Source organism: Microbacterium invictum (assembly GCF_014197265.1).
GTDB classification, from domain to species: Bacteria; Actinomycetota; Actinomycetes; order Actinomycetales; family Microbacteriaceae; genus Microbacterium; species Microbacterium invictum.
This window is the reverse complement of the sequence record NZ_JACIFH010000001.1, coordinates 250,924-269,491: the sequence shown is the minus strand read 5'-3', so window position 1 is coordinate 269,491 and position 18,568 is coordinate 250,924. Positions and strand designations below refer to the sequence as shown.

General features: G+C 69.3%; 15 protein-coding genes and 2 tRNA genes. 7 read left to right on the top strand and 10 right to left on the bottom strand.

Features of this window, described 5'->3' with window-relative positions; translation table 11 throughout:
- Positions 1-17 precede the first annotated feature (17 nt).
- The 6 genes from BKA10_RS01335 (at position 18) to pstB (ending at position 7,353) form a co-directional block, all read left to right on the top strand.
- Entirely contained in the window at positions 18-2,192 is a 2,175-nt protein-coding gene (locus BKA10_RS01335) for an RNA degradosome polyphosphate kinase (RefSeq protein WP_183498239.1), read from the top strand.
- Positions 2,189-3,127: an NUDIX hydrolase gene (locus BKA10_RS01330; protein ID WP_183498237.1), complete on the top strand. Its 939-nt coding sequence runs from the start codon at positions 2,189-2,191 to the stop codon at positions 3,125-3,127. Before BKA10_RS01335 ends, BKA10_RS01330 begins: the two co-directional genes overlap by 4 nt.
- A 161-nt stretch (positions 3,128-3,288) precedes the next feature.
- Positions 3,289-4,389, top strand: coding sequence for a phosphate ABC transporter substrate-binding protein PstS (locus tag BKA10_RS01325; RefSeq protein WP_183498235.1), 1,101 nt, complete (start codon positions 3,289-3,291; stop codon positions 4,387-4,389).
- Between the two features lie 92 nt (positions 4,390-4,481).
- Positions 4,482-5,444, top strand: coding sequence for a phosphate ABC transporter permease subunit PstC (gene pstC, locus BKA10_RS01320; protein ID WP_183498233.1), 963 nt, complete (start codon positions 4,482-4,484; stop codon positions 5,442-5,444).
- Positions 5,444-6,541, top strand: a complete 1,098-nt coding sequence (pstA, locus tag BKA10_RS01315) for a phosphate ABC transporter permease PstA (protein WP_183498231.1) — start codon at positions 5,444-5,446, stop codon at positions 6,539-6,541. The genes pstC and pstA overlap by 1 nt, the downstream gene beginning before the upstream one ends.
- Before the next feature lie 32 nt (positions 6,542-6,573).
- Positions 6,574-7,353, top strand: a complete 780-nt coding sequence (gene pstB, locus BKA10_RS01310; protein ID WP_183498229.1) for a phosphate ABC transporter ATP-binding protein PstB — start codon at positions 6,574-6,576, stop codon at positions 7,351-7,353.
- Between the two features lie 32 nt (positions 7,354-7,385).
- Here pstB and BKA10_RS01305 read toward each other — a convergent pair whose 3' ends face one another.
- The 3 genes from BKA10_RS01305 to BKA10_RS01295 form a co-directional block, all read right to left on the bottom strand.
- The gene (locus BKA10_RS01305; RefSeq protein WP_183498227.1) at positions 7,386-8,270 is read right to left on the bottom strand and encodes an aminodeoxychorismate lyase; all 885 of its coding nucleotides are present in this window, start codon (positions 8,268-8,270) and stop codon (positions 7,386-7,388) included.
- A gap of 174 nt (positions 8,271-8,444) precedes the next feature.
- The gene (locus BKA10_RS01300) at positions 8,445-9,083 is read right to left on the bottom strand and encodes a response regulator transcription factor (protein WP_183498225.1); all 639 of its coding nucleotides are present in this window, start codon (positions 9,081-9,083) and stop codon (positions 8,445-8,447) included.
- Between the two features lie 50 nt (positions 9,084-9,133).
- The gene (locus BKA10_RS01295) at positions 9,134-9,661 is read right to left on the bottom strand and encodes an anti-sigma factor domain-containing protein (RefSeq protein WP_183498223.1); all 528 of its coding nucleotides are present in this window, start codon (positions 9,659-9,661) and stop codon (positions 9,134-9,136) included.
- Between the two features lie 294 nt (positions 9,662-9,955).
- Here BKA10_RS01295 and BKA10_RS01290 point away from each other — a divergent pair.
- Positions 9,956-10,027: transfer RNA gene (locus BKA10_RS01290), tRNA-Lys, on the top strand.
- A gap of 171 nt (positions 10,028-10,198) precedes the next feature.
- On the opposite strand, the gene BKA10_RS01285 is transcribed toward BKA10_RS01290, so the two are convergent.
- The 7 genes from BKA10_RS01285 to BKA10_RS01255 all read right to left on the bottom strand — a co-directional run bounded on the left by BKA10_RS01285 (position 10,199) and on the right by BKA10_RS01255 (position 18,424).
- Positions 10,199-10,774, bottom strand: a complete 576-nt coding sequence (locus tag BKA10_RS01285; protein ID WP_183498221.1) for an isochorismatase family protein — start codon at positions 10,772-10,774, stop codon at positions 10,199-10,201.
- Positions 10,771-13,104 (bottom strand): MMPL family transporter, encoded by a 2,334-nt coding sequence (locus BKA10_RS01280; protein ID WP_183498219.1) that lies wholly within the window; start codon positions 13,102-13,104, stop codon positions 10,771-10,773. The genes BKA10_RS01285 and BKA10_RS01280 overlap by 4 nt, the downstream gene beginning before the upstream one ends.
- Positions 13,105-13,124: 20 nt before the next feature.
- Positions 13,125-13,523: a hypothetical protein gene (locus tag BKA10_RS01275; protein ID WP_183498217.1), complete on the bottom strand. Its 399-nt coding sequence runs from the start codon at positions 13,521-13,523 to the stop codon at positions 13,125-13,127.
- Positions 13,524-13,549: 26 nt separating this feature from the next.
- Positions 13,550-15,472, bottom strand: a complete 1,923-nt coding sequence (gene nagE, locus BKA10_RS01270) for an N-acetylglucosamine-specific PTS transporter subunit IIBC (RefSeq protein ID WP_183498215.1) — start codon at positions 15,470-15,472, stop codon at positions 13,550-13,552.
- 134 nt (positions 15,473-15,606) lie between these two features.
- A tRNA-Thr gene (locus BKA10_RS01265) sits at positions 15,607-15,681 on the bottom strand.
- 68 nt (positions 15,682-15,749) lie between these two features.
- Complete coding sequence (locus tag BKA10_RS01260) at positions 15,750-17,249, bottom strand: alpha/beta hydrolase (protein WP_183500996.1); 1,500 nt, start codon at positions 17,247-17,249, stop codon at positions 15,750-15,752.
- A 20-nt stretch (positions 17,250-17,269) separates the two neighbouring features.
- Positions 17,270-18,424 (bottom strand): DNA polymerase III subunit delta', encoded by a 1,155-nt coding sequence (locus BKA10_RS01255; RefSeq protein ID WP_183498213.1) that lies wholly within the window; start codon positions 18,422-18,424, stop codon positions 17,270-17,272.
- Positions 18,425-18,568 lie beyond the last annotated feature (144 nt).

The following is an 18,568-nucleotide window of genomic DNA, read 5'->3' as shown; positions in this document are numbered from 1 at the left end:
ACTGCAATGATGATCAGATGATCGACACCGACGTTCTCGACTCCGGACTGGGCGACGCGGACGACGACGACTTCGACAGCGTCGTCGAGGTCTACGATTCGCAGCTGCCCGACAACCGCTATCTCGACCGCGAGCTGAGCTGGCTCGCCTTCAATCAGCGGGTCCTCGAGCTCGCCGAGGACCCGAGCCTGCCGGTGCTGGAGCGCGCGAACTTCCTCGCCATCTTCGCGAGCAACCTCGACGAGTTCTTCATGGTGCGCGTCGCCGGGCTCAAGCGGCGCATCGTCACCGGCCTCGCCGTTCCGACCAACGTCGGCCGCCCGCCGCAAGAGGTGCTCGCCGACATCTCCGGCGCCGCGCACGCCCTTCAGCTGCGGCACGCGGCGGCGTGGGCCGACCTCGTCAAGCCGAAGATGGTGGATGCCGGCATCGAGGTCGTCCTGTGGAATGAGCTGACCCCGGCCGAGCAGACCAAGCTGTACGAGTACTTCCAGAATCAGGTCTTCCCGGTGCTCATGCCGCTCGCGGTCGACCCGGCACACCCGTTCCCCTACATCTCGGGGCTGTCGCTCAACCTCGCCGTGCGCATCCGCAACGCCCGCACCGGCCGTCAGGAGTTCGCGCGACTGAAGGTGCCGTCGATGCTGCCCCGGTTCGTCCAGGTCCCGGCCGACGGCAACATCGGACGGGTCCGGTACCTGCCGCTGGAATACCTCATCTCCGAGAACCTCTCCGACCTGTTCCCGGGGATGGAGGTCCTCGAGCACCACACCTTCCGCCTCACCCGCAATGAGGACATGGTCATCGAAGAGGACGAGACCGAGAATCTCATCCAGGCGCTCGAGGCCGAGCTGCTGCGCCGCCGGTTCGGGCCGCCCATCCGGCTCGAGATCACCGAGGACATGGACGAGGTCACCCTCGACCTGCTGCTGAACGAGCTCGACATCACCGAGCAGGAGGTGTACCGGCTCCCCGGGCCGCTCGACCTGCGCGGGCTGTTCGACCTCGCCAAGATCGACCGGCCGGAGCTGCACTACCCGCCGCACGTCCCCAAGACCGCCGCGGCCTTCCAGCCGCCGGACCAGAGCCCGCGCGCCGACCTGTTCACCGCCATCCGCAAGGGCGACGTGCTCGTCCACCACCCCTACGAGTCGTTCACGACGAGCGTCGTGGCGTTCCTCGAGCAGGCGGCCCGCGACCCGCACGTCCTCGCGATCAAGCAGACGCTCTACCGCACCTCGGGTGACAGCCCGATCGTCGAGGCGCTGATCGACGCCGCCGAGAACGGCAAGCAGGTCCTCGCGCTCGTCGAGGTCAAGGCCCGCTTCGACGAGGCCGCCAACATCGTCTGGGCGCGCAAGCTCGAGAAGGCCGGCGTCCACGTCGTCTACGGCCTCGTCGGCCTCAAGACGCACTGCAAGCTGCTGCACGTCATCCGAGAGGAAGACGGGCTGCTGCGAAGCTACAGCCACATCGGCACCGGCAACTACAACCCCAAGACCAGCCGCACCTATGAGGACTTCGGCCTGTTCACCGTCGACGAGCAGGTCGGCCGCGACCTGACGCGCCTGTTCAACGAACTGTCCGGGTACGCGATCGAGAAGAAGTTCAAGCGCCTGCTGGTGGCCCCGCTCCACCTGCGCAAGGGACTGCTCCGCCTCATCGACCGGGAGCACCGCAACGCCCTGGCCGGCAAGCCTGCCGGCATCCGGATCAAGGTGAACTCGATGGTCGACGAGCAGATCATCGATGCCCTCTACCGCGCCAGCCAGGCCGGGGTGCGCGTGGACATCTGGGTACGCGGGATCTGCTCGCTGCGCACCGACCTCGAGGGCGTCAGCGACAACATCACCGTCCGCTCGATCCTCGGGCGCTACCTGGAGCATTCGCGCATCTTCGCCTTCGCCGGCGACGGCGACCCGCAGGTGTACATCGGCAGCGCCGACATGATGCACCGCAACCTCGACCGGCGCGTCGAAGCACTCGTCCGGGTCGTCGCACCCGCCCACATCAACGAACTCGACGACCTGTTCGATCTCGCGATGGCCGACACGACCAGCTCCTGGAACCTGGGCCCCGCCGGCGAGTGGACGCGGAACAGCCGCGACGACAGCGGTACACCCCTCGTGGACATGCAGGAGAAGCTCATGTCCCAGATCCAGCGCCGCCGGCGCTCCCGCGCGGTGCGATGACGGACACCGCCGTCTACGCCGCGGGAGGAGTCGTCTGGCGCCTGGTCGAGGACAGGCTCATGGTGCTGGTCATCCACCGCACCGCCTACGCCGACGTCACGCTCCCCAAAGGCAAGGTCGACCCGGGCGAGACCCTCGCCGAGACCGCCGCGCGCGAGATCTTCGAAGAGACCGGCATCCGCGTCGCCCTGGGCATTCCCGTCGGCGTCTCGCGCTACCGGCTGCCCAGCAAGCGGCAGAAGATCGTGCACTACTGGTCTGCCGAGGCGACCGATGCCGCGATCCGCGCCTCCGCGTTCGTTCCGAACAAGGAGATCGCGGCGCTGGAATGGGTCACGCCCAAGAAGGCGCTGGGGCGCCTGAGCTACCCGGTCGACGTCGAGATCATGGAGCAGTTCCTCACCTTCGTCGGTGACGGCGTGCTGTCGACGTTCCCCATCATCGTGCTGCGTCACGCCAAGGCGCGGTCGCGCGAGGACTGGGCCGGTGCCGACGCCGCGCGCCCGCTGACCGGTCGCGGCACGACGCAGGCAGGCGCGCTGGTCGGACCGCTGCAGTCGTTCGGCGTCCGCCGCGTGATCTCCAGCGACGCCGTCCGCTGCGTGACCACCGTCGCGCCGCTGGCGGCGGCCCTGGGCCGGCAGATCGTCCGGACCCCCCTGCTCAGCCAGGACGCGTGGGAGCAGGGTGAGGCCGACGTGCGCACCGTCGTCGGCAAGCGGATCCGCTCGCGCAAGCCCGCGGTGCTGTGCTCGCACGGCCCCGTGCTCCCGGACATCCTCACCGAGCTCGCCCTGGCCACCGGCACGATGCGTGGCTCGTACCTCGGCAGCGCCTCCGCGCTGGAGCCGGCGGCGTTCTCGGTCGTGCACCTGTCGGCGACCAACCCGGGGTCGGGAATCGTGTCGATCGAGACCCACGAGCCCAAGCCCTGACCGGTGGATTCCCTCCCCGGCATCCATCGCCGCGGGCACCGGCACGTTCCACGTCGTTCACCTGTCGTTCACCGAGACAGCGCACTCTCGTAAGAGTGGATGTCTAGCGTCGGGGCGAGCCCTGCACCAAGGGCTGACCCCGACACAGAAGGAAACGACACGTGAAGCTCAATCGTCTCGCCCAGCTGGGCGCTGTCGCCGCCGTGACCGCACTCGCATTGACAGGATGTGCGGCCAACGAGCCGAACGCCGCGCCGGCCGATGACACCGGGGCCGAGACGCCCTCGCTCAGCGGCACGCTCAACGCGACGGGCGCGTCGTCGCAGGACGCCGCGCAGCAGGCGTGGGTCGCTGCGTTCCAGACCGCGAACACCGCCACCACCATCAACTACCAGGCCACCGGCTCGGGCGTCGGCCGCGACAACTTCCTCTCCGGCGGACAGTCGTACATCGGCTCGGACCGTGCGTTCAACGACGAGGAGATCGCCGAGGGCGGCTTCGGCTCGTGCGCCACCGACGCGATCGTCGAGATCCCCGTGTACATCTCGCCCGTCGCGATCATCTTCAACCTCGAGGGCGTCGACACGCTGAACCTCGACGCGACCACCGTCGGGCAGATCTTCAACGGCGACATCGCGAACTGGAACGACCCGGCCATCGCCGCGGACAACCCCGACGCGACCCTGCCCGATCTGGCGATCTCGCCGGTGCACCGCTCGGACCCCTCGGGCACGAGCGAGATCTTCACCGACTACCTCGCCGCCGTCGCGCCCGACGCGTGGCCGCACGAGCCCTCGGACGAGTGGCCGCTGTCCTCCGGTGAGGCCGCGCAGGGCACCTCGGGTGTCGTCTCAGCCGTCAACGGCGGCGCGGGCACCATCGGCTACGCCGACGCGTCGCAGGCCGGTGGCCTGGGCACCGTCGCGATCAAGGTCGGCGACGAGTTCGTCCCGTACTCGTCGGAGGCCGCTGCCGCGCTCGTGGACGCATCGCCGCTGGTCGAGGGCCGCGGCGCCGGCGACCTCGTGTTCGACGTCGACCCGGCCGCCGCTCCGGCCGGCTCGTACCCCATCGCGCTGGTCAGCTACCTGATCGCGTGCGAGGAGTACGAGGACGCCGCCGCAGCCGAGCTGGTCAGCGCGTACTTCGAGTTCGTCGTCAGTGCCGAGGGCCAGGACGTCGCCGCCGAGGCCGCGGGCTCCGCTCCGCTGTCAGACTCGCTGCGCGAGCAGATCAACGCCGCGATCGCCCTCATCGGCTGATCGCATCCACCTCGTGTTGCCCCGGCCCGGTCACCGGGCCGGGGCAACACCTGGAACCCGCACCACCCGAGAACCACAGGTCTGAGGAGAAGATGACCACCGACACCGAATCGGCGACCAGCATCGCCGAGCGACGCCCGGCCAAGCGCCGCCTCGGAGACCTCGTGTTCTCCGGAACCGCACTCGGTGCGGGCATCTTGATCCTCGTCATCCTCGTCGCCGTCACCGCCTTCCTCATCGCGCAGTCGCTGCCGGCCCTCACCGAGGACCCCGATGAGAACCCGATCCTCAAGGGCGAGAGCTTCCTCACGTATGTCACCCCCCTCGTCTTCGGCACGATCTGGGCGGCCGTGCTCGCCCTCCTCATCGCCGCGCCGCTGAGCATCGGCATCGCGTTGTTCATCTCCCACTACGCACCGCGCCGCCTCGCCACGATGCTCGGCTACATCATCGACCTTCTCGCCGCGATCCCCTCCGTCGTGTTCGGCTTGTGGGGCGCGCTCGTCTTCGCCGGCTTCCTGCAGCCGTTCTTCGTCTGGCTCAATGCGAACCTCGGCTGGTTCCCGCTGTTCAGCGGCACCGTCTCGGCCACCGGGCGCACGATCCTCACCGCCGCGCTGGTGCTGGCGGTCATGGTCCTGCCGATCATGACCGCGATCTGCCGCGAGGTGTTCCTCCAGACTCCGAAGCTGCACGAAGAGGCCGCGCTCGCCCTCGGCTCCACGCGCTGGGAGATGATCCGCATGGCGGTCTTCCCGTTCGGGCGCGGCGGCATGGTCTCGGCGGCGATGCTGGCGCTCGGACGCGCGCTGGGCGAGACGATGGCCGTGACGATGGTGCTCTCGGCCTCAGGCGTCATCACGTTCGAGGTGCTCACCTCGACCAACCCCACCCCGATCCCCGCGAACATCGCCCTCAAGTTCGGCGAGGCCCACGGCACGGGCGTCAACGCCCTGATCGCCACCGGCCTGATCCTGTTCATCGTCACTTTCGCCGTCAACGCGTTCGCGCGCTGGGTCGTAAGCCGCCGCGCCGAGTTCTCTGGAGCAAACTGATGACCGTCACCGCTGCCGCCCCGCCCTCGACCGTGTCGGGCAAGGCGACCTCGCTGACCGCCGGCCAGCTGCCCAAGTGGCTGCCGTGGGCTCTGCTGGGGCTCGGCATGCTGGTGTCGGGCTCGGTCTTCACGATCCTCAACCTCGGCGGCGAGCTGCACGACTTCAACATCGCGGGCGCCCTGTTCTTCGGCTTCCTCTTCTTCGCCGTCAGCACCGTGATCTTCTCGAACATCGTCGAGACCTCCCGCCACGCCGCCGACCGGCTCGCGACCGTGCTGGTCAGCTTCGCGTTCACCCTGGCGCTGATCCCGCTGGTCTCGCTGCTCTACACGGTCGTCGTCGACGGCATCACGCGGTTCGACCCGACGTTCTTCTCGTGGACCATGCGCAACGTGGTCGGCGAGGGCGGCGGCGCCGTGCACGCGATCTGGGGCACCCTGCTGGTCACCCTCGCCGCGAGCGTGATCTCGGTGCCGATCGGCCTGCTCACCTCGATCTACCTTGTCGAGTACGGTCGCGGCCGGCTCGCCAAGTCGATCACGTTCTTCGTCGACGTCATGACCGGCATCCCCTCGATCGTGGCGGGTCTGTTCGTCGTCGCCCTGTTCTCGATGGTGATAGGTCCCGGACAGTACATGGGCATCATGGGCGCGCTCTCGCTGACCGTGCTCATGATCCCGGTGGTCGTGCGCTCCAGCGAGGAGATGCTGCGGCTGGTGCCCAACGAACTGCGCGAGGCCTCGTACGCCCTCGGGGTGCCCAAGTGGCTCACCATCGCCAAGGTGGTCCTTCCCACCGCCATCGCGGGCATCACCACGGGAATCATGCTCTCGGTGTCCCGCGTCATCGGCGAGACCGCACCGCTGCTGCTGACGGCCGGCTTCACCACCTCCCTCAACCTCGACCTGTTCAACCAGCCCATGATGACGCTGCCGGTGTTCGTCTACACCCAGTTCCAGAACCCCGGCACCAACATCGACGCCGCCCTCGGCCGCGCCTGGGCGGGCGCCTTGACGCTCATCATCATCGTCATGGTGCTGAACCTCCTCGCCCGCTTCATCGCGAAGAGATTCGCTCCCAAGTTCGGCCGCTGACCGGCATCCGCTCCACCAAGAAAGTACCCGACGTGTCCAAGAGCATCGAAGTCAACGACCTCAACGTCTACTACAGCGAGTTCCTCGCCGTGGAGGGCGTCTCCCTCGAAATCGAGCCGCGCAGCGTGACCGCGTTCATCGGTCCGTCCGGGTGCGGCAAGTCCACCTTCCTGCGCACCCTGAACCGCATGCACGAAGTGATCCCCGGTGCACGCGTCGAGGGCAAGGTGCTGCTCGACGGCGAAGACCTCTACGGCAACGGGGTCGACCCCGTGCTCGTGCGTCGCCAGATCGGCATGGTCTTCCAGCGTCCGAACCCGTTCCCCACGATGTCGATCCGCGAGAACGTGCTGGCCGGCGTGAAGCTCAACAACAAGCGCATCTCGCGCTCCGACGCCGACGCGCTCGTGGAGCGCTCACTCGTGGGCGCGAACCTGTGGAACGAGGTCAAGGACCGGCTCGACAAGCCCGGCTCGGGCCTGTCGGGCGGCCAGCAGCAGCGACTGTGCATCGCGCGGGCGATCGCGGTGGAGCCGGACGTCCTGCTCATGGACGAGCCCTGCTCGGCACTGGATCCCATCTCGACGTTCGCGATCGAGGAGCTCATCCAGGAGCTCAAGCAGGACTACACGATCGTCATCGTGACGCACAACATGCAGCAGGCGTCGCGCGTGAGCGACAAGACCGCGTTCTTCAACATCGCCGGCACGGGCAAGCCCGGAAAGCTCATCGAGTACGACGAGACCGGCACGATCTTCACGACTCCTTCGGTGCAGGCCACCGAAGACTACGTGTCCGGCCGTTTCGGGTGATGGCCGGGCCTGCCGCTGGGGCTTAGCGGCCGTCAGTCACGCGGGCTCAGCAGGTAGGCGTTCATCGCCGTGGTCAGGGCGCGGTCGTGTGTCAGCGCGGCGCCGTCGACGGCGGTGACCGGTGCGGCCAGTCGCAGGCTGGAGACGAGCCATGCGGCATCCACCGCCGGAAGAGTGGATGCCGGGATCGTCTCATACGCGGTCGTGAAGCCCTGCGACTCGAGGTGCTCGAACAGGCTCTGCTGGGTGGTGCCCTGCAGGATCGCGCCCTGCGCGGCCGGGGTGACGAAGGTATCGCCCCGGCGGAGGATCACCGAGGCGGTCGGCGCCTCGAGCACGAATCCGTCGCTGGAGACGAAGATCGCATCGTCGGCGCCGCGCTGCCGTGCTGCTCGCAGGGCGGCCATGTTCACGGCGTAGGAGAGGGTCTTGGCCCCCAGCAGCAGCCAGGGCGCGCGTGCCGGGGTGTCGAGATCGTAGCCGCGGTCGAGAGTGACGACGCGGACGCCTTCGGCGCGCACGGCTGTGAAGTCCGCGGCCGGCGCCGCGGTCACCCAGGCGGTGGGGGCGGGGCCGTGCTCGACGCCGCGACTGAGGACGAGCTTCACGATCGACTCCCCCGGCCCGCACGCCGCCGCGGCGCGGGCGATCGCCTGACGCCACTGCGCCAGGTGCGGCGCGGGGAGGTCGCACAGCCGCGCGGAGTGGGCGAGACGGTCGAGGTGCGCGGCGACTTCCTGCGCGTGCCTGTCGATGACGCCGATCGACTCGAACACCCCGTCACCGCGCTGGGTGCTGAGCTCGCCGACGGTGAGTGCGGGGGCCGAGGGGTCGACCTCGGTGAAGGTGGTCGCGAAGTCGGTGCGCGGATCATCGGATGCCGCGGGCTCGATCATCAGCGCGAATCGCCGTGTCATGTCATCGAGCCTACGACTCCCGGGGTTCGGGAATGTTCACGCCGCTGGTCGGTTACACTTCTATGGCCGGGCCGCAGTAACCCCGGGCTCCATCTTCTGCCGCTGCGAGCGGCCTCGCGCCGAGAGGCGTTCTGCGGCCCGGCATTTTCTTTGCCCGGCGATCGATCGTCGCACTCAGGTGAGGGCGTCGCGGCGCCACAGCCGGGCCGCGGCGGCGAGGTCGCCGGCATACGTGGACAGGCGCAGCGCGCGGGCCGTCAGCGCCGTGGCGCGGTCGGGCTCGGTCGCGTCGTAGTCGTCGGCCAGGTCGGTGGCGCCGGCCCCCACGACGCGGCAGAACGCGGCGGCGCGTTCGAGCGCGACGGCGAAGTCGCCGGTGAACACCCCGCGCAGGATGGTCGCGATGAGGGCGACGAGCTCGTCCGGCCCGGCAGGCGTCGGAGCGCCCGCGACCACCGCGTCCGAGGAGTGCAGCACGGTCCGGCCGCGTTCGAACAGCAGCGCCACGGTCTGCGGGTCGTCATGGATCATCAGCTGCACGAGGTACAGCCGCCAGAGGGCGCCGGGCAGCGTCTTGCCCGGCGAGCGCGACCACAGCTCGGCGATGGCGTCGATGCCGTGTTCGTCGGTGAATGACACGAGACGCTCGACCACGGCATCCGTCGGCTCTTCACGCACCCGCGACAGCAGGGCCGTCGCGGTCTTGTGGGCCACGCGCGACACCTCGGCGGGGTCCTCCCCCGCGAACAGCCGATCGAGGTGCTCAGCGGGGCGACGGACGGGCTTGTGGAAGTCCCGGGACGCGTCGCTCATCGTTCCAGGCTACCTGCGGCCCGGCACGCTGCGGCCGCAGGCGGGGGCCCTCATGGTTCGATCGTGAGCAACGGGGCGGCGAGTGGCTCCCCCGATGAGCCGCCGCCGACCGGGTCGACCGACAGTTCGATCACGGCGCCGTCCGGCCACAGTTCGCTGAGGATGACGGTCGCCGACCCGTCGATCGGGCGGAACCGGTCGGCGCGGTCATACTCGTCACCCTGGACGTACCAGACCGCGATCTCCTCTTCGGCGGTGACGTCGGGAAGTCCGCTCGCGTCGAGCACGGCGGTGCCGAGCGCGGCCGACCACGTCACGGCCGCCCGCACATCGTCCTCGCCCTCCGCGGTGGCGGTCAGGGAGTCAGCCGCATCCCGCACGTCGGCGAGCGCCCGTTCTTCCGGCGTCAGCGCGAAGGTGTTCATGATCGTTCCGGCGATCCATCCCAGTCCGACCAGCAGCACCATGGCTCCGACCACGCCGACGATCGTCCGGGTCCAGTTGCGCCGCTGAATCGTCTGCAGCGCCTCGGTGTTCGGGGCGGGTTCCACGGACGGGTCATCGGGTTGGGCGGCCACGGCATCCCCTTCGTCGTCGTTCGGCTGTGTGAACCCAGCATGCCGCATGTGCCGGGGCGGGGCGAGCGGGCTACTCCGCGGAGTCGCGCATCACGTCATGCCTCTTGCCTGATCCCGGCCGATGATCGAAGTCGAGAACGCGGAGGTCGGTGATTCCGCAGTCGATACACGGATGATCTCGCAGGTAATCACGACGACCTTCTCGGCGCCCGTCCTTGCTCGACGACTTTCTGTTGTACTCGGCGAGTGGCTTAGACTTCCCACAGGAGCCGCACGTCTTGTGTACGTCCACGCGCCCCCGTAGCTCAGAGGCAGAGCAACCGGCTTTTAACCGGTGGGTCGAGATATCGTAATTCTCCGGGGGCACCTTTCCGTTCTATCGGCTACCTCCGACGTTCCACGGTCCTAGCCGAGCTCGCCCGGGTGGGTCAGACGCCACCACTCGTCGGGCGGCTCGATGGTGCCCTCGATCTCGACGGGGACGGTGACGGAGTTCGGGCCGCAGCCCGCGGGCATCGCGCAGGGCGGCCGCCGGCGTCAGGCGTCCGTGACGAGCTCTGCGCCGGCGTGCGCGAGCTCGGCGAGGGCGGCTTCGCTCGACTCGGCTGCGACGCCCGCGACCAGTGCGGTGAGGATGCGCACATGCCGGCCGTGCTCGATCGCATCGAGGGCGGATGCGCGGACGCAGTAGTCCGTGGCGATGCCGGTCACGTCGACGTCCACCACACCGTGCTCGTCGAGCAGCTGCGCCACGGTCTGGCCGTCGTCGGTGACGCCCTCGAACAGGGAGTACGCCGGGACCCCCTGGCCCTTCTTCACGTGATGGGTGACCGCGTCGGTCGACAGCCCGGGGTCGTATTCCGCCCCCGCGGTCTCGGCGACGCAGTGCACCGGCCAGGTGCCTGCGAAGTCGGGCTCGTCGGCGAAGTGACCGCCGTTGTCGCCCTCGGCATCATGCCAGTCGCGCGACGCGATGATCAGACCGTAGTCGCCGGCGTGCGCGGCGAGGTGGGCTGTGATGCCCTCGGCGACGGCGTCTCCGCCCGCCACGCCGAGCGCTCCGCCCTCGGTGAAATCGTTCTGGACGTCGACGATGAACAGTGCCCTGGTCATTCTTCGAGCGTACGCCGATACTCCGCGCGCGTCATCGTCGCCGGATCGCCCTCGGCTGCGGCATCCACTTCTCCGGCGTCCGTCGCCCCGGCATCCGTCGCCCCGGCATCCATGTCGCGAGCATCGACTCCCCCGGCGCCTTCGGCCACCGCGCCCCGCCGCGAGAGCTGCGACGGCCACCAGATGGCCCGGCCGATGTCGTACGAGAGCGCGGGCACGAGCAGCGACCGCACGACGAAGGTGTCCAGCAGCACGCCGAAGGCGACGATGAACGCGATCTGCGCGAGGAACAGGATCGGGATCACCCCGAGTGCGGCGAAGGTCGCCGCCAGCACCAGCCCCGCCGAGGTGATGACTCCGCCGGTGGTCACCAGCCCACGCAGGATGCCCGGCCTCGTGCTGTGCACGAGGGACTCCTCACGCACGCGCGACATCAAGAAGATGTTGTAGTCGACGCCCAGCGCGACGAGGAACACGAATCCGTACAGCGGCACCGCGGGGTCCGCGCCGGGGAACTGGAACACCCCGTTGAAGACGAGTGCGCTGACGCCCAGCGCCGTGAGGAACGACAGGATCACGGTCGCGATCAGGATGAGCGGCGCCACCAGCGAGCGCAGCAGCAGCATCAGGATGAACAGGATCACCACGAGGATCACCGGGATGATGACGGTCCGGTCGCGGGTCGACGTGTCGATCGTGTCGATGTCGGTCGCCGTCTCGCCGCCGACGAGGGCAGTGCCCGAGCCGAGGGCGTCGTCGAGGTCGGCGCGCACCTGTCGCACGGTGTCCTCCGCGGCGACGGAGTCCGCCGCGTCGGCCAGCGTGCCGATCACGAGCACATCGCCGTCCGCGACGGTCGGCGCGGGCGCCGCCGTCCCCGGCGGGCCGACCGCGGCGAACACCGGCTCGCCGTTCTCGAGCGTGACGGTGGCTTGACCTGTGGGCGAGTCATCGGATGCCACGGCGATGCCCTCGATGCCGTCGTTCGCGTCGAGCGCGTCGACGGTGGCGGTCAGGTCGGCTTCGGGCACGACCACGTAGACCGGGCTGCCGGAACCTGCCGGGAAGTGCTCGGCGAGCACCACCTGCCCGTCGCGGGCCTCGGACTCGCCGAGCACGAACTCGCTCGTGGGCACCCCGTCGGCCTTGAGCTGCGTGACACCGGCGGCCCCGGCGAGCAGCACGACCGTGCACACGATCCAGACCACGCGGGAGTGGCGGGCGACCAGGCGCGCCTGACGCGGCCAGAAGCCCTTCGCCGGCTGGGTCAGATCGGTGGGAACGGCCAGCGGCTCTTTGGGGATGAACGGCCAGAACGCGGCGCGGCCGGCCAGGGCCAGCAGCGCCGGCAGGAACGTGAGCGCCGACAGCACCGAGAACGCGATGCCGATCGAGGCGATCGGGCCGAGCGCGCGGTTGGTGGCGAGGTCGGACAGCAGCAGGCACAGCAGACCCGCGATGACCGTGCCGCCGGATGCCACGATCGGCTCGACCGCACCCTTCCATGCCTGCAGCATGCCGCTCCAGCGCGTCGCGCCCGCGGCGATCGCCTCACGGAACCGCGCGACGTACAGGAGCGCATAGTCGGTGGCGGCGCCGATCACGAGGATGAACAGGATCCCCTGCACCTGGCCGTTGAGCACGACGATGCCGGCGTACGCGAGCCACCAGACCGTGAGCAGCGCCACGCACAGCGCGAACATCGAGGTCAGGAGCACCAGCACCGGCAGCAGCGGTGACCGGTAGACGATCACCAGGATGATGAAGACGGCCAGCAGTGCGACCCCGAGCAGCAGGCCGTCGATGCCGAGGAACCCCTCGACCAGGTCGGCGGTGAACCCTGCCGGTCCGGTCACCCACCCCTGCATGCCGGCGGGCAGGTCGTCGGAGACGGCGGCGCGCAGGCCCTCGACGATGCCGTCGATGTCGCCGCCGGTGTCCAGCGGCACGATGATCTGCGCCGCCATCGAGTCGTCGGAAGGGAGTGCGGGCGACACGTCGCCGTTCACGCCGTCGACGGCGCCAAGATCCTCGGCGAGCGTCTGCAGCGCTTCGAGCTGGGCATCGGTGAGCTCACCGTCGCCGGTGACGACGACCAGCGCCGGAATGCTGTCGGCGCCCAGGAAGTCGGGCAGCCGTTCGTTCACCGCGGTCGCGTCGGCCCGCTCGGGCAGGAACGTGGACCGGTCGTTCGTCGACACCTCGCCGACCTTGCCGAAGTACGGGCCGCCGATCGCACCTCCGACGAGCCAGACGAGGACCAGGAGTGCGGGGATGCCGATGCGCAGCCAACGTGACGGTTGGCGGGCAGCGCGGCTGCTGCCGGACATGCGGGCCAGCCTACCGCCGGTCAGGACACGTCGAGGAACAGCAGCACCCACGACGCCGCGAACGCGAGTACGCCGACGCCGAGCAGCACCAGCGCCGCCCAGCCGACGCGCCGCACGTCGGGGGCGTGCGGCGTGAGGCGCATGCGGCCGTGCCAGCCGTGCCGATACCAGATCGATGCGCGGTCGACGCCGGCGAGGGTGGCTGCCACGGCACCGACGGCCGGCGCACTGTTGGCGTCGCCGTCCGCGTCGAACCATCGCACGGTCGTCACGCCGTCCTCGTGGTCGACGTAGGCATCGGCGGGTAGCCACGACCCGTCGGCGGCCCACATGGCGACCGCGATGACACCCAGGAGGGCCGCGGCACCGAACCCGACCCACGTGAACACCTCGAGGATCACGTCGAGCGTGTCGGCCATCGGCCCTCCCGAGTCAGAGGGCGCTCTCACTCGAACTCGACCGTGGCCGCCTCGTTGTTCAGGACGATGACCGGGGTGATCGCCGACAGCCCGCGGTCGCGGATCTTGGCGGCGTCGAAGCGGACCAGCGGGGTGCCGGCTGTCACCTTGTCGCCGGAGGCCACGAGCGACTCGAACCCGTCGCCCTTGAGCCCCACGGTGTCGATGCCGATGTGGATCAGCAACTCCGTCCCGTCGTCGAGCGTCAGCCCGATCGCGTGGCCGGTCGGGAACACCGTCGCGACGGTCGCATCGGCCGGCGCGACGATCGTGTCGCCGGTCGGGTCGATCGCGATGCCGGGGCCCATCGTCCCCTGCGCGAACATCGGGTCGGGCACCTTCTCCAACGGCAGGACACGCCCCGCGACCGGCTGCCGGAGGATGACCCGTGTCGCCCCCGGGGCAGTGACGGTCGTCGTCGGGGCACTCGCCGCGGCGGGTTCGTCCACCGGGACGATGTGACGGTCGTTGATGATGTCTTCCATGGCATCCTTCACGAACTGCACGTTGAGCCCGTAGACGACCTGAACGGAGTGTCCGCCCGGTTTCACCGTGCCGGCGGCGCCCGCACGCTTGAGGGCGTGCTCGTCGACCTTCGACACGTCGGCGATCTCCATGCGCAGCCGCGTCGCGCAGTTGTCGACGTCGATGATGTTCGACTTGCCGCCGAGCCCGGCGATGAACTTCTCCGCCGTGGAGTGGTAGCCGGTCAGCGAGGCCCCCACGTCGTCGGCGTCGAGGGCATCCTCGTCGTCCTCGCGACCGGGTGTCTTCAGGTTCCACCGTTTGATCACCCAGCGGAACGTGAAGAAGTAGATCGCGAACCAGAACACACCCATCACCGGGATCAGCCACGGGTTCTGCGCGAGCGGATTCACCCAGCCGAGGACCAGGTCGATGAACCCTCCGGAGAACCCGAAGCCCATCCTGACGGGCAGGATCGCGGAGATGAACATGGATATGCCGGTGAACAGCGCGTGGATCGCGTACAGCCACGGCGCCAGGAACATGAACGAGAACTCGAGCGGCTCGGTCACCCCCACGAAGAACGACGCGATCGCCGCCGACAGCATGATGCCGTAGGTGACCTTCTTGCGCGTGGTCTTCGCGGTCAGGTAGATCGCCAGGGCGGCGCCGGGCAGACCGAACATCATGATCGGGAAGAACCCGGTCATGTACTGCCCGGTGACGCCGAACACGCCGTCGCCGGTGTCGCCCTGCTGGAAGTTCACGAGGTCGTTGATGCCGGCCACATCGAACCAGAACACGGAGTTGAGCGCGTGGTGCAGGCCGAATGGGATCAGCAGACGGTTGAAGAACCCGTAGATGCCGGCGCCCAGAGGACCGAGCGTGACGATCCACTCGCCGAAGATCACCAGCCCGTTGTACACGAGCGGCCAGACGAACATCAGGATGACGGCAACCACCAGCGAGATCCCTGCGGTGACGATGGCCACCGAGCGCTTGCCGGAGAAGAACGACAGGGCGTCGGGGAGTTTCGTGTCCTTGAACTTGTTGTAAGCCCAGGCGCCGATCAAGCCGCAGATGATGCCCACGAAGACGTTCTGCACCTGGCCGAACGCCGGGTCGACCTCCTCGAGCGAGGCGGCACCGGTCAGCCCCTGGATGGTCGCGGGGGCGAGGAGCGTGGTGACCGTCAGCCATGACACGAGGCCGGCCAGCGCCGAGGTCCCGTCGGTCTTGTTGGCCATGCCGATCGCGATGCCGACGGCGAACAGCAGCGCGATGTTGCTGAGCAGCGCACCGCCCGCGGCGCTCAGGAACGCCGAGACGACATTCTCGCCCGCGGCGCTCGCGATCCAGTAGCCGACGCCGGAGAGGATCGCGGCGACCGGCAGGACGGCCACGGGCAGCATGATCGATCTGCCCAGGCGCTGGAAGAACTTCATCAGTCACTCCGTTCCGAGGGCTGGGGCCCTCTCGGAAGTGAGGCTACACAGGATCGACGCCGACGCACAGGGTTTTCCCAGATTCAGGCGAGGGATGCCGGGGCTCAAGCCACCGGCATCCACTGATCACGACGTGGAGCCACCTGTCAGGATTGAACTGACGGCCTTCCCATTACGAGTGGGATGCTCTACCACTGAGCTAAGGTGGCGTACTTCGCTCGCGCGATGCACGATCATCAATCCTACAGGGTCGTGCACCGTGCCGCGAACCAGCGGGTCACCGGCAGACCAGTCCGTCTTCGGGGACGACGTCGTCGAGGAAGTAGGCGACGACCGCCTCGTCGACGCACGCGCTGCCCTTGTTGAATCCCGTGTGCCCCTCGCCCTCGCGGGTGATCAGGACGCCGCTGGAGAGCTGACCGGCCAGCGACACGGCCCACTCGTACGGCGTCGCGGGGTCGCCGGTGGTGCCGATGACGACGATGGGGGCGGCGCCGTCCGCGGCGATCTCCTCGCGGACGCCGGTGGGCTCATCGGGCCAACTCGCGCACCGGTCGACACCCGACCAGTACGGGGCGATGGTCGGCGCCAGCGCGTTGACACGTTCGTCGGCCGCCGCCTCGGCGGCCGGGTCGTCGTCGTTCGGGTAGTCCATGCAGTTGTACGCCGTGAACGCCTCGGTCTGGTTGGTGAGGTAGACGCCGTCCGCCCGGTCGTAGTAGAAGTCCGCGAGCCGGAACGCCTGCGCCGGGTCGCCGGCGAGCGCGTCGCTGAGCGCCGCGGTGAGCACCGGCCAGCTGCCCTGCGCATAGAGCGCCGCGATGATCGCGGTGGTGAGGGTGTCGGCGCCGAGCATGCGGCCGTCCCTGTTCGGCAGCGGGGTGCGGTCGACGGTCGCCAGGAGCGTGCCGAGGTCGGCCATCGCGTCGTCGACCGTGCCGCCGAACGGGCAGCCTTCGGTGTTCAGGCAGCTCGCCATGTAGGTGCGCAACGCGGATTCGAACCCGATCGCCTGCGTCATACCGACCTCCAGACTCGAGGTCGACGGGTCGATCGCGCCGTCGAGCACCAGCCTGCCGACCCGTTCGGGGAACAGCTTCGCGTAGGTCGCGCCCAGGAACGTGCCGTACGAGTAGCCGATGTAGTTCAGGGTCTCGTCGCCGAGGACGGCACGCAGCAGGTCCATGTCGCGTGCGGCGTTCTCGGTCGTGATGTAGGGCAGGATGCCGTCGCTTCCCACCTCGCATGCCGCGGCGAACCCGTCGTTGCGCGTTGTCAGCTCGGCCTCCCACTCGTCGCTGCCGCGCGTGCCCGCGGGGATGTCGAACAGGAACGCGTCCATCTCGGGGGCGTCGAGGCAGCGCACGGCGGTGGAGCGGCCGACGCCGCGCGGATCGAACCCGATGACGTCGAAGTTCTCGGCCAGCTCGTCCCCCACGGCGAACAGCGCCGAGTCGGCGACGAGGTCGAAGCCGCTCGCGCCCGGGCCTCCCGGGTTGGTCAGCAGCGACGCCGTGGACTTGCCGCTGCCGCCGACGCGCACGACGACGGCGAGGTCGAGCGCGCCGTCATCGGGGTCGGTCCAATCCAGCGGTGCGGTCACCGTCGTGCAGTAGTAGCTGCCCTCGTCGATGCCGTCGCATCCCTCCCACGTGATCTCCTGCCCGTAGAACGGCAGGAGATCGGAGGCGACACCCTCGACGACGGGGGTGCGCTCGGGAGCCGGCAGATTCATGCATCCGGTCAGCAGGAGGGCCCCCGCGATGAGGCCGGTCATCGCCAGTACGAGGCGCCGTCTCACGGGGTCCTTCCGGTTGCGACGGTGATGAGCATGCTCTCCAGCGCCAGGGCGGGCGCCGCATTGCCCTGCAGGTTCGTGCGCGTGAGGGCGATCTGGTCGAGCACGGTCAGGGTGCGCGGCGAGGTCCAGGCGGCGGCGAGGGTGACGAGGTCGTCGGTCAGCTCGCGGTTGATGAGGTCTTCCGAGCGCCCGAACTGCAGCATGAGCGTGTCGCGGTACATCGACTCGAGGTCGGTGAGGACACGATCGAGACCATCGCGCAGGCTGCGCGTGGCGCGCCGCTTCTGCTCGTCTTCGAGGGCGTTGACCTGGCCGCGCACAGCCGGCGGGATGGCCGCGCCCGGCGCGACGCCGAGCGTGTGCAGCAGTGCTTCGCGCTCGGACTCGTCGCGTTCGGCGGTGAGCGCCTTCGCGTCTTCGGTCGCCAGCTGCACGATGCGGGCGGCGACCTCGACGGCGTCGCCGACGCCGCGGACGCGGAGGACGGCACGGAGCGTCTCGTCGCGGCGCGCGCGCGATGCCGCGTCGGTCGCCAGCCGCTGCGCCATGCCGATGTGACGCTGCGCGAGGCGGGCGGACTGCTCGGCGACCGCCTCGTCGGCGCCGGTGCGCGCCACGATGAGGCGGGCCACGTCGGCGACATCGGGTTCGCGCAGCCGCAGCGTGCGCACGCGCGAGCGGATCGTGGGCAGCAGGTCGGCGTCGCTGGGGGCGCACAGCACCCACACGGTGCGCTCGGGAGGCTCTTCGAGCGCCTTCAGCAGCACGTTGCTGGTGCGCTCGACCATGCGGTCGGCGTCCTCCATCACGATGACACGGTGGCGGCCCAGCGACGGTGAGAAGTACGAGCGCTCGACGAGCGCGCGGGCGTCCTTGATCGAGATGATGACACCCTCGGTGCGCAGCGCGGTGAGGTCGGGATGGGTGCCGGCCAAGACCTGGCGCATCGCGGTGTCGTCACCCGGTTCGGCGATGAGCGCGGCCGCGAACGCATAGGCGAGCGTGGAGCGCCCCGACCCGGGCGGGCCGGTGATCAGCCAGGCGTGTGCGAGCTGGGCGGGGTCGGATGCCGCGGCGCGCAGCTGCGCGACGGCCTCGTCCTGCCCCCAGACGTCGCCCCACGGCAGCTCATGGAGTGCGGCCTGGGTCATGCATTCCACCCTATGCGGTGCCGGCGACGTGCCGTTTCGCCGGCCGGCACCCAGGTCGGGCAGTCAGTTCACGCCCCGGCATCCACCCTCAGGTCACCTAGGACACCGCAACCGGAGTCCCCGGTCCAGGAGAACTCACCACGA